This is a genomic window from Nocardioides sp. Z38_18 (assembly GCF_058215695.1).
The window spans coordinates 1,866,520-1,879,715 of the sequence record NZ_JBZAJE010000001.1; the positions used below are offsets into that span (position 1 = coordinate 1,866,520).

The window sequence follows — 13,196 nt, forward strand, 5'->3', positions numbered from 1 at the left end:
GGACTCCCCGATGGATCTCGACCGCGACAGCTTCTTCATCGACGGCGGCTGGGCAGCGCCCTCCTCCGCATCCCTCCTGGAGGTGGTCTCGCCACACTCCGAGGAGGTGGTCGCCACCGTGCCTGAGGGGACGACCGCCGACATCGACGCCGCCGTTGCCGCCGCGCGCCGCGCCTTCGACTCGGGCCCGTGGCCCCGGACGCCTCCCGAGGAGCGGATCGCGGTGGTGCAGGAGTTCGCGAACCTCTACGCCGGGCGGATGGAGGAGATGGGCAACCTGATCACCACCGAGATGGGCTCGCCCGCATCCTTCTCCCAGCTGGCCCAGTCGCCGGCGCCCTGGATGATGATCGAGGCGTTCCTCGCGATCGCCCGCGAGTTCGGCTGGGAGGAGATCCGCCCCGGCGCGCTCGGTGCCGACGTCGTCGTACGCCGCGAGCCGGTGGGGGTGGTCGCCGCGATCCCGCCGTGGAACGTGCCGCAGTTCACCACGATCTCCAAAGTGGTCCCGGCCCTGCTGGCCGGCTGCACCGTCGTGCTCAAGCCCGCGCCGGAGACGCCGCTGGACGCCTACCTGATGGCCGAGCTGCTGGTCGAGGCCGGCGTCCCGGACGGGGTGGTGAACATCGTCGCCGGGGGCCGCGAGGTCGGCGCCCACCTGGTCGCGCACCCGGGGATCGACAAGGTCGCGTTCACCGGGTCCACGGCCGCGGGGCGCTCCATCGCCTCCGTGTGCGGCCAGCAGCTCAAGCGCGTGAGCCTCGAGCTCGGCGGCAAGTCCGCGGCCATCGTCCTCGACGACGCCGACCTGGCTCCGACGATGGAAGGGCTGAAGTTCACCGCGTTGATGAACAGCGGGCAGGCCTGTGTGGCCCAGACCCGGATCCTGGCCAGCCGTTCCCGGTACGCCGAGGTCGTGGACGCCCTGGCCGAGACCGTCGGCGCCATGACCGTCGGCGACCCCGCCGACCCGGCCACCGAGGTGGGCCCGATGGTGGCGCGCCGGCAGCAGGAACGGGTGGAGAAGTACATCGCGCTCGGGCAGGAGGAGGGCGCCCGCATCGTCACCGGAGGGCTCGGGATGCCAGACGGCGTCGACCGTGGCTGGTACGTCCGTCCCACGGTGTTCGCCGACGTCGACAACCGGATGCGGATCGCGCAGGAGGAGATCTTCGGGCCGGTGCTCTCGGTGATCGCCTACGACGACGTGGACGACGCGGTGCGGATCGCCAACGACTCCGAGTACGGCCTCGCCGGCACCGTGTGGACCGCGGACGCGGCAGCCGGGCTCGACGTGGCCCGCCGGGTGCGCACCGGAACCTACGGGGTGAACACCTACACGATGGACTTCGCGGCGCCGTTCGGCGGCTACAAGGCCTCCGGGGTCGGGCGGGAGTTCGGTCCCGAGGGCCTGGCCCAGTACACCGAGTACAAGGCGATCTACACCAGCGCACCCCCGATGTAGCGGGCCGGCGCACCGTGCTGCTCGACCTCCAGCTGGACGCTTCCCCCGACCGCTCCGCCGAGCGCGCCCGTGAGCTCGTCGCCGCGGGTGCCGCAGGGCTGTTCACCTTCGAGGGCCCCCACGACGTGTTCCTGCCGCTGGCCGTGTGCGCGGGCACGGTCGAGACCGACCTGATGACCAACGTGGCGATCGCGATGCCGCGCAGCCCGATGCACCTGGCGCACGCGGCCTGGGACCTGCAGCTGATGAGCAGGGGCCGGTTCCGCCTGGGCCTGGGGTCGCAGGTGCGGCCGCACATCGAGAACAGGTACGGCGCGACCTGGTCGCCTCCTGCGGCACGGATGCGCGAGATCGTGCTCGCGGTCAAGGCGATCCTGGCGTCGTGGCAGGACGGCACCGCGCTGGACTTCCGCGGCGAGCACACGCGGCACACGCTGATGCCGCCGACGTTCGTGCCGGGCCCGAACCCCTTCGGGCCGCCCCCGGTGCTGCTGGGGGCGCTCGGGCCGGTGATGACGCGAACGGCCGCGGAGGTGGCGGACGGACTGCTGGTGATGCCGTTCCACAGCCGCCGGCACTTCCGGGAGCGGACGCTCCCCGCAGTTGCGGAGGGGCTGGCCCGTTCCGGGCGCTCCCACGTGGACGTCTTCCCGCAGGCGATCCTGGCGATGGGCCGGACCGAGGAGTCGCTCACCGCGGCGATGGAGGGGGTCCGCCTGCTGCTGGCGTTCTACGGCTCCACCCCGGCGTACCGAGCGGTCCTGGAGGTGGAGGGCTGGGGTGATCTCCAGCCCGAGCTGAACGCGCTGTCCAAACGAGGCGACCTCGCCGCGATGGGCTCGCTGGTCACCGACGACATGGTCCGGACGCTGGCGGTGGTGGGCTCGCCCGAGGAGTGCGGAACCGAGCTGCTCGAGCGGTTCGGCGATGTGGCCGAACGGGTGTGTGCGTACTTCCCGGGTCATGACCCGGGAGCGGCGGAGATCGCAGGGCTCGCAAGAGCCCTGCGATGACCTGCCGCGGACGGTTACCGGGTCAGGCGCCCAGTCCCCGTGCCTTGAGCCAACGCTCGGGGTTGACTGCCCCTTGCCTGGGCTGGTGCACCTCGAGGTGCAGGTGGGGACCGGTCGAGTTGCCGGTGGAGCCGACGCGGCCGATGGTCTCCCCAGCCTTGAGGTGCTCACCCGGCTTGGCGACGGTCCTGTTCTGGTGGCAGTACCAGAACACGGTGCCGGTCTTGTGCCGCACGACGGTCATGTTCCCGTAGGCGCTGTGGTAGCTGGTCGAGATGACCTTTCCGGAACCGACGGAGCGGATCCTGGTGCCCTTGGGCGCCGCGAAGTCGAGACCGGTGTGGCTGCTCGCCCACCGCGCTCCCGTGCCGCCGAAGCGACCGGTCAGCACGTAGTCGCGGACGGGGAGCATCCATCGTTTCTTCTTCACCTTCTTCACCTTCTTCACCGGGGCCGCGGGGGCAGGCTTCTGCCCGGTGTCCGCCTTCGGCTCGGGCGTCTCAGGTCTCGCCTCGGGGACGGGGCTGATCTCCTCGGGGGTGAAGACCTCGGGCACGGGCGTGCCCTTCTCGGCCTTCGACGTGGTCGCTCCGGCCTTCGGGGCCGACGCGGCTGCGGAGGGCGCTGTGGCGAGGCTCGCGGTGGTCAGCGAGGCGGCCAGCAGGGCCGGGGTCAGGATGCGACGGAACGTGGGTGTCTTGAGCATCTGGATGCATCTCCTCTGCGCTAGTGCGGGAGGTGCACGTACTCGCCCCGGGTGGTGACAGGGGTCCCAGGGGGCCCAGACGGGGGACGAGCCGAGGCGCTTCCCACAACTGGACTGTCAATCTGGTCGCTGCTTATCGCTAGCAACCACTTATATTTTAACGCTCGGAATGCGCTTGACCTGCGTTTTTCGACGCTAGCAGGCGTTAGCACGATCACTTTTTCAGAACGTTGGACACGCCATTTCCAACGCCCGCCCTTCCCGGCGTGACCGGGACCACGAAGGCCGCCGCGGAGCTCGAGGGAGCTCCGCGACGGCCTTCGGTTCGAGCTCCTCAGAGCCTTGTGGGTGCCGGGGATCAGGCGTTCAGGCCCCGCTTGCGCAGCCAGCGCTCGGGGTTCACTGCACCCTGCCGGGGCTGGTGCACCTCGAGGTGCATGTGGGGGCCGGTGGAGTTGCCGGTGGAGCCGACGCGACCGATCGTGTCCCCGGCCTTCAGCTTCTGACCGGGCTTCGCGACGGTCCGGCTCTGGTGGCAGTACCAGAACACGGTGCCGGTCTTGTGCCGCACGACGGTCATGTTCCCGTAGGCCGAGTGGTAGTACGTCGCGATGACCCTGCCGGAGCCGACGGAGCGGATCCTGGTGCCCTTGGGGGCGGCGAAGTCCAGACCCGTGTGGGTGCTGGCCCACCGGGCGCCGGACCGGCCGAAGCGCCCCGTGAGGACGTAGTTGCGCACCGGCAGGACCCAGCGCTTCGCCTTCTTCCGCTTCGGCTTCGCAGCCGGCTTCGCCTTCACCGCCGGCTTCGGCTTCGCGGCCGGCTTCGGCGCCGGAGCGGGCTTCGCCTCGACCGGGGGAGCGGCAGGCGCGGGCGCCGCGGACTCAGGGGCGGCCGGCTCCGGTGCGGGCTCCGGCTCCGGCTCGGACCGGGGGATGATCAGCTCGGGGGTGAAGACCTGCGGCTCCGAGGCATTCGCCTCGACCTCCACCTTGCTGTTGGCGGGCGCCGCGGCGCCGGCCGGGGGAGGGGAGGCCACGGTGGCCGTGGTGACCGACGCGGCCAGCAGAGTCGGTGCCAGGATGCGCCGGACCAGGGGGTTCTTGAACATGGGGTGTTGGGATCCACTCCTCTGCGCCACACGGGAGGTCCCGTTCGTGCTCGTCCGAGGTTTCTGTGAGGGGGCTCACCAGGCGAGACGAGCGGGGCGCTTCTTCGCAGCTGGTGTTTCAGTTCGGCGTGCTGCCTATAGCAAGCAACGCGTCCCTCCAAGGTGAGCGACACGCCGCGTTAGTTCAAGTTACGTGTGCTAGCACCTGTTAGCGCCGTCACAGTTCCGAGACCCGTTCACGCTCAGCGCAGTCCGAAATGTTGACCGACGTCACACGAGCACTGGCTCGCTAGGGTCCGCAGTCCGACCACGAGAGGACACGTCATGGGTGCCGAGGACAAGGCCAGCAACAAGTTCAAGGACGTCAAGGGGCAGGTCAAGGAGACGACCGGCAAGGTCACCGACAACGAGCGACTCGAGGGCGAGGGCAAGGGCGACCAGGCCGAGGCCTCGCTCCGCGACACCGTCGAGAACCTCAAGGACGCTGCCGGCAACGTCAAGGACGCTTTCACGAAATAGCCGACAAAGCGGGCTCAGGCGAGTCCCGGGGGTCTCCGGGCTAGACAGGTGTCGGCCCTCACCGGCGTCAAGGCCCCCCTGGCGCCTCCGCGGCTCTAACCTCCGTGCATGGATGAGACGCAGGCCCCGGCGCGAGACCTGACCGGGATCGGGACCACAGCTCTGGGACGCGTTCAGATGCGGGTTCCCCAGGAGGACGGCTTCGAGGAGATCCTGGTCGAGCGCCGCTGGCCCGACATGGCGTCCGCGCGTGCCTGGTGCGAGCGATCGGTGGAGCGCGCACCGCGCGGCGCCACCGTCCTGGAGATCCAGGTCTTCGGCGAGAACTGGCGCCGGTCCCGCGCCTGGGAGACCACCCGCAGCCGACCCACGGCCGAAGCCCTCCAGCTCGGCGTGGTGACCGGGGCGGGCGTCGTGCGCTGGTCCGATCCTCGGGCGATGACCCCGCACGCGGGCGCCCGGCACCTGCGCTGATTCCCAGCCCCCTCGCTGGGGCAGGATGTGGGCATGAGCGCCCACCGAGCCGACCCTGCCGGCTACGACCCCGCAGCCGAGGTCACGGAGATCTGCCGCGACCTGATCCGGATCGACACCACGAACTACGGGGACCAACCGGGACCCGGGGAGCGCTTGGCCGCCGAGCACGTGGCTGCGCTCCTCGACGAGGTCGGGATCGAGAGCGAGCTGTGGGAGGCCGAGCCGGGGCGCACCAACGTCGTCGCCCGGTGGGGCGGCTCGACGGGGGACCCCGTGCTGCTGCACGGGCACCTTGACGTCGTACCTGCGGACGCCTCGGACTGGCAGATCCCTCCGTTCAGCGGCGAGGTCCACGACGGCCAGGTCTGGGGCCGGGGTGCGGTCGACATGAAGGACTTCGACGCGATGCTCCTCTCCACCGTCCGGGCCCGGGCGCGGGCGGGCGCGGTGCCGGATCGTCCGCTCGTCCTCTGCTTCACCGCCGACGAGGAGGCGGGGGGCCACCGGGGGGCCGGTCAGCTGGTCAAGCACCACCGGGAGTGGTTCGAGGACTGCACCTTCGCGGTGGGGGAGGTCGGCGGCTTCTCCACGACCGTGCGGGGCCGACGTCTCTACCTGATCGAGGCGGCCGAGAAGGGGATGGCGTGGATGCGGCTCACGGCCAAGGGCCACGCCGGCCACGGCTCGATGCGGCACCCCGACAACGCGGTCACCACGCTCGCCGAGGCGGTCGCGCGGATCGGCCGGCACCAGTGGCCGGTCGTGCTGACGCCCACCATGGAGGTGCTGCTGGCTGCGGTGGGCGAGCTCGCCGGCACCGAGGCGACCCCGGAGAACGCCGAGGAGCTCGTCGCGGAGTTCGGCTCCGCCTCCCGGATGCTCAGCGCCGTGATCCGCAACACCACGAACCCGACCATGCTCCAGGCGGGCTACAAGGTGAACGTGGTTCCCGGACAGGCCAGTGCCCAGGTCGACGGGCGCTTCCTGCCGGGCCACGAGGAGGACTTCGTGGCCACGCTGCGCGAGCTCGCCGGTCCCGACGTGGAGATCGAGTGGATCAGCAAGCAGGCCGGGCTGGAGACGCCGTACGACGGGGAGATGGCCGCGGCGATGACGAGCTCACTGCTGGAGGAGGACCCCGACGCCTTGGTCGCGCCGTACCTGATGAGCGGCGGCACCGACGCCAAGCACTTCACCAAGCTCGGCATGCGTGCCTTCGGGTTCGCCCCGCTGCGGCTGCCCGCCGAGCTCGACTTCACCGCCCTGTTCCACGGCGTCGACGAGCGCGTCCCGGTGGACGCACTCGAGTTCGGTGCCCGCGTCTTCGACCGCTTCCTGGGCAAGCTCTAGATCAGGTAGGCGATCCGCTGCCGGATGATCCGCCGGCGCAGCTGCACCCGCCGCGTCCCGTCGGGAGCCAGCCGCAGCCGGTCCAGCTCCCAGCCGCCGTGCTCGGCGAGGTCCACGAGCATCCGGGTGACCGCACCGCGGGAGTGCTCGGGCGGGATCACCAGCTTGTCGAACTCGTACTCCACGCCCGGGCGCAGCGCCCGTCGCTCCTGCTTGCGTGCCTTCGCCGATGTCATGTGCTCACCTCCAGGCCGGCCGAGACGTCCTCGAGCGCCTCGATTATCTCAACGGGCAGCTCGCACGCCTCCACGCCCAGCGAGTCCCGCAGCTGGGCTGCGGTACGTGCCCCCAGGATCGGGGCGGTGACGCCGGGACGGTCACGCACCCAGGCGAGGGACACCTCGAGCATCGACCAGCCCAGGCCGTCCGCGGCCCGGGCGACGGCCTCGACGATGCGCTGCGAGGGCACGTCGAGGTAGCGACCCACGAAGGACGCGAAGTGCGGCGACGCGGCGCGGGAGTCGGCCGGGGTGCCGCCGCGGTACTTGCCGGTGAGCACGCCCCGGCCCAGGGGGGACCAGGGCAGGATTCCGAGCCCGAGTGCCTGTGCCGCGGGGATGACCTCGGCCTCGACCGCCCGGTTGAGCAGCGAGTACTCCACCTGGTGGGAGACCAGGGGTGGCCGGCCCGGCACCGCGCGTTGCCACGTGGCCGCCTGGGCGGACTGCCAGCCGGTGTAGTTGCTCACCCCGACGTACGCCGCCCGGCCGGTGCTGACCGCGTAGTCGAGAGCCGAGAGCGTCTCCTCGAGCGGGGCGTCGTCGACCCAGACGTGCACCTGCCACAGGTCGACGTGGTCGACGCCCAACCGCTTCAGGGACGCGTCCAGAGCCGCGATCAGGTGGCCCCGGGAGGCGTTGGTGACGCGTTCGCGACCCCGGCGGCTGATCCCCGCCTTGGTGGCCAGCACGATCTCGTCGCGCTCGCACACATCGCCGATCAGCGAGCCGATCAGGCGTTCGGAGTCGCCGTCGGTGTAGCCGGCTGCCGTGTCGACGAGCGTCCCACCCGCCTCGACGAAGGCGATCAGCTGCTCACGGGCCTCGTGCTCGTCGGTGTCGCGGCCCCAGGTCATCGTGCCCAGACCCAGTCGCGAGACCGCGAGACCGCTGGAACCGAGGAACCGCTGCTGCATGGCCAGACGCTACCCAGCCGACCCCGGAACGGCGCGGGCGGCTCGCCGGTCGGGACCCTGCGCCGCTACCGGAGGGGTCGGCGTCCCTAGACTGACCCGCGTGCTCGACTTCCTCAAGGCCGTCGTCCTAGGACTCATCCAGGGGCTGACGGAGTTCCTCCCGATCTCGAGCAGTGCTCATCTGCGCATCTTCCCGGAGTGGTTCGGCTGGGGAGACCCGGGCGCAGCCTTCACCGCGGTCATCCAGATCGGCACCGAGCTCGCGGTCCTCATCTACTTCCGCCACGACATCTGGCGGATCGGCTCGACCTGGCTGCGCTCGCTGTTCAAGCCGGAGTACCGCGGACATCTCGACGCCCGCATGGGCTGGTACGTGATCATCGGGTCCCTGCCGATCGTGGTGCTGGGCGTGCTGTTCAAGAGCGTCATCGAGCGGGACCTACGCAACCTGTGGATCATCGCGGGCGCCCTGATCGTGATGGGACTCGTCCTCGGGCTCGCCGACCGGTTCTCCTCGCAGCGGCGCGAGCTGAAGTCGATCGGGATCCGCGACGCGGTGCTCCTCGGCCTCGCCCAGGCGGCTGCGCTGGTGCCGGGCGTCTCCCGCTCCGGCGCCACCATCTCGATGGGGCTCTTCCTCGGCATGGGCCGTGAGGCAGCCACCCGGTTCGCCTTCCTGCTCGCGATCCCGGCCGTGGTCGGCGCCGGGCTGTTCGAGCTCAAGGAGATCCCCCACGGGCACAACGACTACGGCTGGGGTCCCACGCTGGTGGCCACCGTCGTCTCCTTCGTGGTCGGGTACGCCGCCATCGCGTGGCTGTTGCGCTACGTCTCCACGCGGTCCTACCTGCCGTTCGTGATCTACCGGGTCGCCCTCGGATTCCTCACCCTCGGGCTGCTGTGGACCGGTGTCCTTGCGGCCTAGAGCCAGCCCGAGCGCTTGAACAGCACCCACAGAGCGCCCATGGCGCTGAGCATCAGCAGCAGCGAGAACGGGTAGCCGAAGCGCCAGTCGAGCTCGGGCATGTACTTGAAGTTCATCCCGTAGATGCCGGCGATCAGGGTCGGCACCACGACGAGCGCTGCTCCCGCAGAGATCTTGCGCATGTCGTTGTTCTGCTGGACCGAGATCTGCGCGGTGTGGGCGTCGAACGCCGCCGAGAGCAGCGTTTCCAAGGTGTCGACGTTCTCCGCGACCCTGGCCAGGTGGTCGGCGACGTCGCGGAAGTACGGCGCCGCGTCCTCGTGGATGCCCTCGAACCTGCCGCCGGCGAAAGCGGTCATCGGCTCGCGCAGGGGGAGGACCGCGCGGCGCATCTCGGCCAGCTCCCGCTTGAGGACGTAGATCCTCGCGGCGTCGTTGGTCCGGCTCGTGGAGAACACGGACTCCTCGACCTCGTCCACGTCCACCTGCAGCGAGGCCGCAACCTCGGTGTAGTGGTCCACGACCTGGTCGGCCACGGCGTACACCACCGCTGAGGGACCGTGCTTGAGCACGGACTGCATCCCCTCGAGCCGGTGGCGGGTGTCGCTGAGGCCACCACCGCTGCCGTGCCTGGCGGTGATCACGAAGTTGTGGCCCACGAACATGCTGATCTCCCCGGTCTCGACCGCGTCCTCCTCGTCGACGTACCAGAGGGTCTTGAGCACGATGAAAAGCGAGCCCTCGTAGCGCTCGACCTTGGGGCGCTGGTGCGCCGCGATCGCATCCTCGACCGCCAGTGGATGGAGGTCGTAGATCTTGGCGATCGCCTCCAGGTCGGCCGAGTCCGGCGTGTGCAGGCCGACCCACACGAAGTCGTCGGGCCCGGTCGCCTGGTCGAGGACACCGGCGAGGTCCTCGATCTCCAGACCGAGATCGACCCGCTCACCCTTGCGGTACAAGGCGTTGTCCACGATCACCCGATCAGGTTAGTCCGCCCCGCTACGCTCCGGGCATGGCAACCGTGATCCTGGCGCGCCACGGACGGACGGTCGCGAACGCCACCGGCGTCCTGGCCGGCCGCAGCAAGGGCGTCCATCTCGACGAGGAGGGGACGACGCAGGCACGTACCGCTGCTGAGCGCCTCGCCGGTCTTCCCCTGGCGGCCGTCGTCACCAGCCCCCTGGAGCGGTGCCGGGAGACGGCCCGGATCCTGATGCCCGGCATGCGGGCGGTCACCGACCGGCGGCTGGTGGAGTGCGACTACGGCGACTGGACCGGCAAGGAGCTGAAGACCCTCGCCAAGGAGAAGCTCTGGCGCACCGTCCAGGCCCAGCCCTCGGCCGCCCGGTTCCCCGGCGGGGAGTCCCTCGCGGAGATGTCGGCACGGGGCATCGCCGCCATCCGTGACCGCGACGCGCTGGTGGAGTCCGAGGCGGGGGAGAACGCGGTGTGGCTCGCGGTCTCCCACGGGGACGTCATCAAGGCGATCCTCGCCGACGCCCTCGGGATGCATCTCGACGCCTTCCAGCGGATCGTGGTCGACCCCGCGAGCCTCTCGGTGATCCGCTACACGCCCCAACGGGCGTTCGTGCTGACGATGAACTCCAGGTCGGGAAGCCTGTCCCACCTCGCGGCCAAGCCGGCGGGACGGCGGCGCGGCCGCTCCGGCGACGCCGACGTCGGGGGCGGCGCGGGTCCCTCGGCGCAGGCTCCATCGAGGAAGCAATAGGGTCGGGGCATGGCCGTCGTGCACCAGTTCGACCCGCCCGAGCGCTTCGTGCCCGGGACCGTCGGCGAGCCCGGGCAGCGGACCTTCTTCCTGCAGGCACGGGCCGGCAGCAAGGTCACCTCGGTCGCCCTGGAGAAGCAGCAGGTGCAGATCCTCGGTGAGCGCGTCGCAGAGCTGCTCGACGAGCTGATCTCGGCCGCCGACTCCGAGTCGACGATCCCCGCGATGACCCCGGTCGGGATGATCGACAACGACCCCCTCGAGCAGCCCATCGAGGAGGAGTTCCGCGCGGGGACGATCACCTTGTCCTGGGACGCCGAGGACGAGCGGGTCGTGATCGAGGTGTTCCCGGTCGTCGAGGTCGAGGTCGAGGTCGTCGTCGATGCCGCCGAGCAGGAGCTCATCGACCTGCCGATCGAGGAGCCCGAGCCCGACGAGGTGCTGCTGGTGCGGATGACGGCCGCGATGGCGCGTGCGTTCGCCACCCGGGCCGAGTCCGTGGTCGGCGCCGGGCGGGCCCCGTGCCCGTTCTGCGGGGGACCGATGGACCCCCAGGGGCACCTGTGCCCCCGTGCCAACGGCTACCGGCGTACCCAGAGCTGAGCCCGTGCCGGCCCCGGACCGCTGTGAGCTGCTGGAATCCGAGCTGGTGGTGCTCGGGCGGATCATGCCCGCCTCGAACCACACCTTCCTGACCCAGCTGGCCGGCACCGATGCCCAGTGCGTCTACAAGCCGAGCTCGGGGGAGCGCCCGCTGTGGGACTTCACCGACGGCACCCTGGCCGATCGCGAGTACGCCGCCTGGGTGGTCTCGGACCATCTCGGCTGGAACATCGTCCCGCCCACGGTGCTGCGCGACGGTCCTGCCGGGCGCGGGATGGTGCAGCTGTGGATGGAGGCCGAGGAGACGCCGGAGGGACAGCTCGACCCGGTGGACATCGTCCCGGCCGGCGAGGTGCCCCCGGGCTTCCTGCACGTGCTCGACGCCACGGGAGCCAGGGACGAGCCGGTGATCCTGGTCCACGAGGACTCGCCGGCGCTGCGGCGGATGGCGGTCTTCGACGTGATCACCAACAACACCGACCGCAAGGGCGGGCACATCCTGCCGATGCCGGGCGGACACCGCTACGGCGTCGACCACGGGGTCTGCTTCCACTCCGAGGACAAGCTCCGCACGGTGCTGTGGGGCTGGGCGGGCATGCCGCTGACCGACGAGGAGCTCACCGGCGTGGAGTCGGTGCGGGAGGCCGTGCGGTCGAGCCCGGGGTCGGCGCTGCGCGAGACCCTGGAGTCGCTGCTGACCGTGGCGGAGGTGGATGCGGTGGGTCGCCGTTGCGAGCGACTGCTGCGTGCGGGCACGTTCCCGGTGCCCCGAGGTGGGTGGCCCCCGATCCCGTGGCCGCCGTTCTGAGGCTGGCCGATAGGCTCGCCGCCATGCGTGCCTGGAGCTCGCCCGGGGGCACCACCGGGACCAAGAACCTTCCCGAGGGCGTCCGTGGACCCGCGGTGCAGGTCGTGGACAGCTCCACCGGGGCGTTGCGCGAGGTCACTCCCGCGGACGGCGCCGCCCGCCTCTACGTCTGCGGCATCACGCCGTACGACGCCACCCACATGGGCCACGCGGCGACCTACGTCGCCTTCGACCTGCTCAACCGCGCCTGGCGCTCGGCGGGCCACGAGGTGCACTACGTGCAGAACGTGACCGACGTCGACGACCCGCTGCTCGAGCGGGCCAACGACACCGGCCAGGACTGGGTGGCCCTCGCCGAGCGCGAGACCGACCTGTTCCGTACCGACATGGAGGCGCTGCGGGTGCTCCCGCCCGACGCCTACGTCGGCGCCGTCGAGGCGATCCCGGACGTGATCGAGATGATCCGCGAGCTGCAGGAGGCCGGCAGCGTCTACGAGGTGCCGGCTCCGGGCACCGACGCGAGCGACCTGTACTTCTCGGTCACCCACGACCCCGGCTTCGGGAAGGTCTCCGGCTGGACCCGCGAGCAGATGCTCAGCGTGTTCGCCGACCGCGGGGGAGACCCCGACCGTCCCGGCAAGAAGGACCCGCTGGACTGCCTGCTCTGGCTGGCCGAGCGCCCCGGTGAGCCCGCCTGGGACTCACCGTTCGGCCGGGGGCGTCCCGGTTGGCACGTCGAGTGCTCCGCGATCTCACGCGTCCACCTCGGCACCCCGCTCGACGTGCAGGGCGGTGGCAGCGACCTCGTCTTCCCGCACCACGAGATGAGTGCCTCCGAGGCCCAGGTCGCCGACGGCGGCAAGCCGTTCGCCAAGGCCTACGTGCACGCGGGCATGGTGGGGCTCGGCGGTGAGAAGATGTCGAAGTCCAAGGGCAACCTGGTGCTGGTCTCCACGTTGCGCGAGAGCGGCCTGGACCCGATGGTGATCCGGCTGGTGCTGCTCGGCCACCACTACCGCGGCGACTGGGGCTGGCAGGAGTCCGAGGTCACGGCTGCGGCCACCCGGCTCGAGAGCTGGCGCGAGGCCGTCTCGCGGGGCGCGGGGGCACCGACCGCCCACCTGGTGACCGACGTCCTCACGGCGCTGGCCAACGACCTCGACGCACCGTTCGCGCTGCGTCTGCTGGACCACTGGGCGAGCTCGACGACCTTCGGCGACGACTCCGAGCCGGGCGCCGGCGAGGTCGTGCGGGCCCTGGTCGACTCCGCACTCGGCGTCGAGCTGTAGGACCCG

Annotated in this window: 15 protein-coding genes; 10 read left to right on the forward strand and 5 right to left on the reverse strand. The window is 70.8% G+C overall.

Annotated elements, in window-relative coordinates; translation table 11 throughout:
* The first annotated feature begins 10 nt into the window (after positions 1-10).
* Positions 11-1,465 carry an aldehyde dehydrogenase gene (locus tag AC4BGC_RS09025; RefSeq protein ID WP_490555257.1) on the forward strand — a complete coding sequence of 485 codons (1,455 nt, stop codon included), beginning with the start codon at positions 11-13 and terminating at the stop codon, positions 1,463-1,465.
* A 14-nt stretch (positions 1,466-1,479) separates the two neighbouring features.
* Complete coding sequence (locus tag AC4BGC_RS09030; RefSeq protein WP_490544172.1) at positions 1,480-2,478, forward strand: TIGR03617 family F420-dependent LLM class oxidoreductase; 999 nt, start codon at positions 1,480-1,482, stop codon at positions 2,476-2,478.
* Positions 2,479-2,500: 22 nt separating this feature from the next.
* Here the strand turns inward: AC4BGC_RS09030 and AC4BGC_RS09035 are convergent, their stop codons facing one another.
* Together AC4BGC_RS09035 and AC4BGC_RS09040 are read right to left on the reverse strand one after the other, a co-directional pair.
* Positions 2,501-3,184, reverse strand: coding sequence for a M23 family metallopeptidase (locus tag AC4BGC_RS09035; RefSeq protein ID WP_490555258.1), 684 nt, complete (start codon positions 3,182-3,184; stop codon positions 2,501-2,503).
* A 358-nt stretch (positions 3,185-3,542) separates the two neighbouring features.
* On the reverse strand, positions 3,543-4,295 hold the full coding sequence (locus AC4BGC_RS09040; RefSeq protein WP_490555259.1) for a M23 family metallopeptidase: 753 nt from the start codon (positions 4,293-4,295) through the stop codon (positions 3,543-3,545).
* 324 nt (positions 4,296-4,619) lie between these two features.
* On the opposite strand from AC4BGC_RS09040, the gene AC4BGC_RS09045 reads away from it, so the two are divergent.
* The 3 genes from AC4BGC_RS09045 (at position 4,620) to AC4BGC_RS09055 (ending at position 6,641) form a co-directional block, all read left to right on the forward strand.
* On the forward strand, positions 4,620-4,814 hold the full coding sequence (locus AC4BGC_RS09045) for a CsbD family protein (RefSeq protein ID WP_490544169.1): 195 nt from the start codon (positions 4,620-4,622) through the stop codon (positions 4,812-4,814).
* Positions 4,815-4,922: 108 nt separating this feature from the next.
* Positions 4,923-5,288, forward strand: coding sequence for a hypothetical protein (locus AC4BGC_RS09050; protein WP_490544168.1), 366 nt, complete (start codon positions 4,923-4,925; stop codon positions 5,286-5,288).
* A 33-nt stretch (positions 5,289-5,321) separates the two neighbouring features.
* Positions 5,322-6,641 (forward strand): M20/M25/M40 family metallo-hydrolase, encoded by a 1,320-nt coding sequence (locus tag AC4BGC_RS09055; RefSeq protein ID WP_490544167.1) that lies wholly within the window; start codon positions 5,322-5,324, stop codon positions 6,639-6,641.
* On the opposite strand, the gene AC4BGC_RS09060 is transcribed toward AC4BGC_RS09055, so the two are convergent.
* On the reverse strand, positions 6,638-6,877 hold the full coding sequence (locus AC4BGC_RS09060) for a DUF5703 family protein (RefSeq protein ID WP_490544166.1): 240 nt from the start codon (positions 6,875-6,877) through the stop codon (positions 6,638-6,640). The two genes, AC4BGC_RS09055 and AC4BGC_RS09060, sit on opposite strands and share 4 nt — an antisense overlap.
* Positions 6,874-7,836 (reverse strand): aldo/keto reductase, encoded by a 963-nt coding sequence (locus tag AC4BGC_RS09065; RefSeq protein ID WP_490544165.1) that lies wholly within the window; start codon positions 7,834-7,836, stop codon positions 6,874-6,876. Before AC4BGC_RS09065 ends, AC4BGC_RS09060 begins: the two co-directional genes overlap by 4 nt.
* 100 nt (positions 7,837-7,936) lie before the next feature.
* Here AC4BGC_RS09065 and AC4BGC_RS09070 point away from each other — a divergent pair, with 100 nt between their 5' ends.
* The gene (locus AC4BGC_RS09070; RefSeq protein ID WP_490555260.1) at positions 7,937-8,761 is read left to right on the forward strand and encodes an undecaprenyl-diphosphate phosphatase; all 825 of its coding nucleotides are present in this window, start codon (positions 7,937-7,939) and stop codon (positions 8,759-8,761) included.
* On the opposite strand, the gene corA is transcribed toward AC4BGC_RS09070, so the two are convergent.
* Positions 8,758-9,738 (reverse strand): magnesium/cobalt transporter CorA, encoded by a 981-nt coding sequence (gene corA, locus AC4BGC_RS09075; RefSeq protein WP_490544163.1) that lies wholly within the window; start codon positions 9,736-9,738, stop codon positions 8,758-8,760. The two genes, AC4BGC_RS09070 and corA, sit on opposite strands and share 4 nt — an antisense overlap.
* A gap of 35 nt (positions 9,739-9,773) precedes the next feature.
* On the opposite strand from corA, the gene AC4BGC_RS09080 reads away from it, so the two are divergent.
* From AC4BGC_RS09080 to mshC, 4 genes are read left to right on the forward strand one after another with little or no spacing between them, the layout of a single operon-like run.
* Positions 9,774-10,490, forward strand: a complete 717-nt coding sequence (locus AC4BGC_RS09080) for an MSMEG_4193 family putative phosphomutase (protein WP_490555261.1) — start codon at positions 9,774-9,776, stop codon at positions 10,488-10,490.
* A 9-nt stretch (positions 10,491-10,499) separates the two neighbouring features.
* Positions 10,500-11,093 (forward strand): DUF3090 family protein, encoded by a 594-nt coding sequence (locus tag AC4BGC_RS09085; protein ID WP_490544161.1) that lies wholly within the window; start codon positions 10,500-10,502, stop codon positions 11,091-11,093.
* 4 nt (positions 11,094-11,097) lie between these two features.
* Positions 11,098-11,901: an SCO1664 family protein gene (locus tag AC4BGC_RS09090; protein ID WP_490555262.1), complete on the forward strand. Its 804-nt coding sequence runs from the start codon at positions 11,098-11,100 to the stop codon at positions 11,899-11,901.
* A 23-nt stretch (positions 11,902-11,924) separates the two neighbouring features.
* Positions 11,925-13,190: a cysteine--1-D-myo-inosityl 2-amino-2-deoxy-alpha-D-glucopyranoside ligase gene (gene mshC / locus AC4BGC_RS09095; RefSeq protein ID WP_490555263.1), complete on the forward strand. Its 1,266-nt coding sequence runs from the start codon at positions 11,925-11,927 to the stop codon at positions 13,188-13,190.
* Positions 13,191-13,196: the final 6 nt, after the last annotated feature.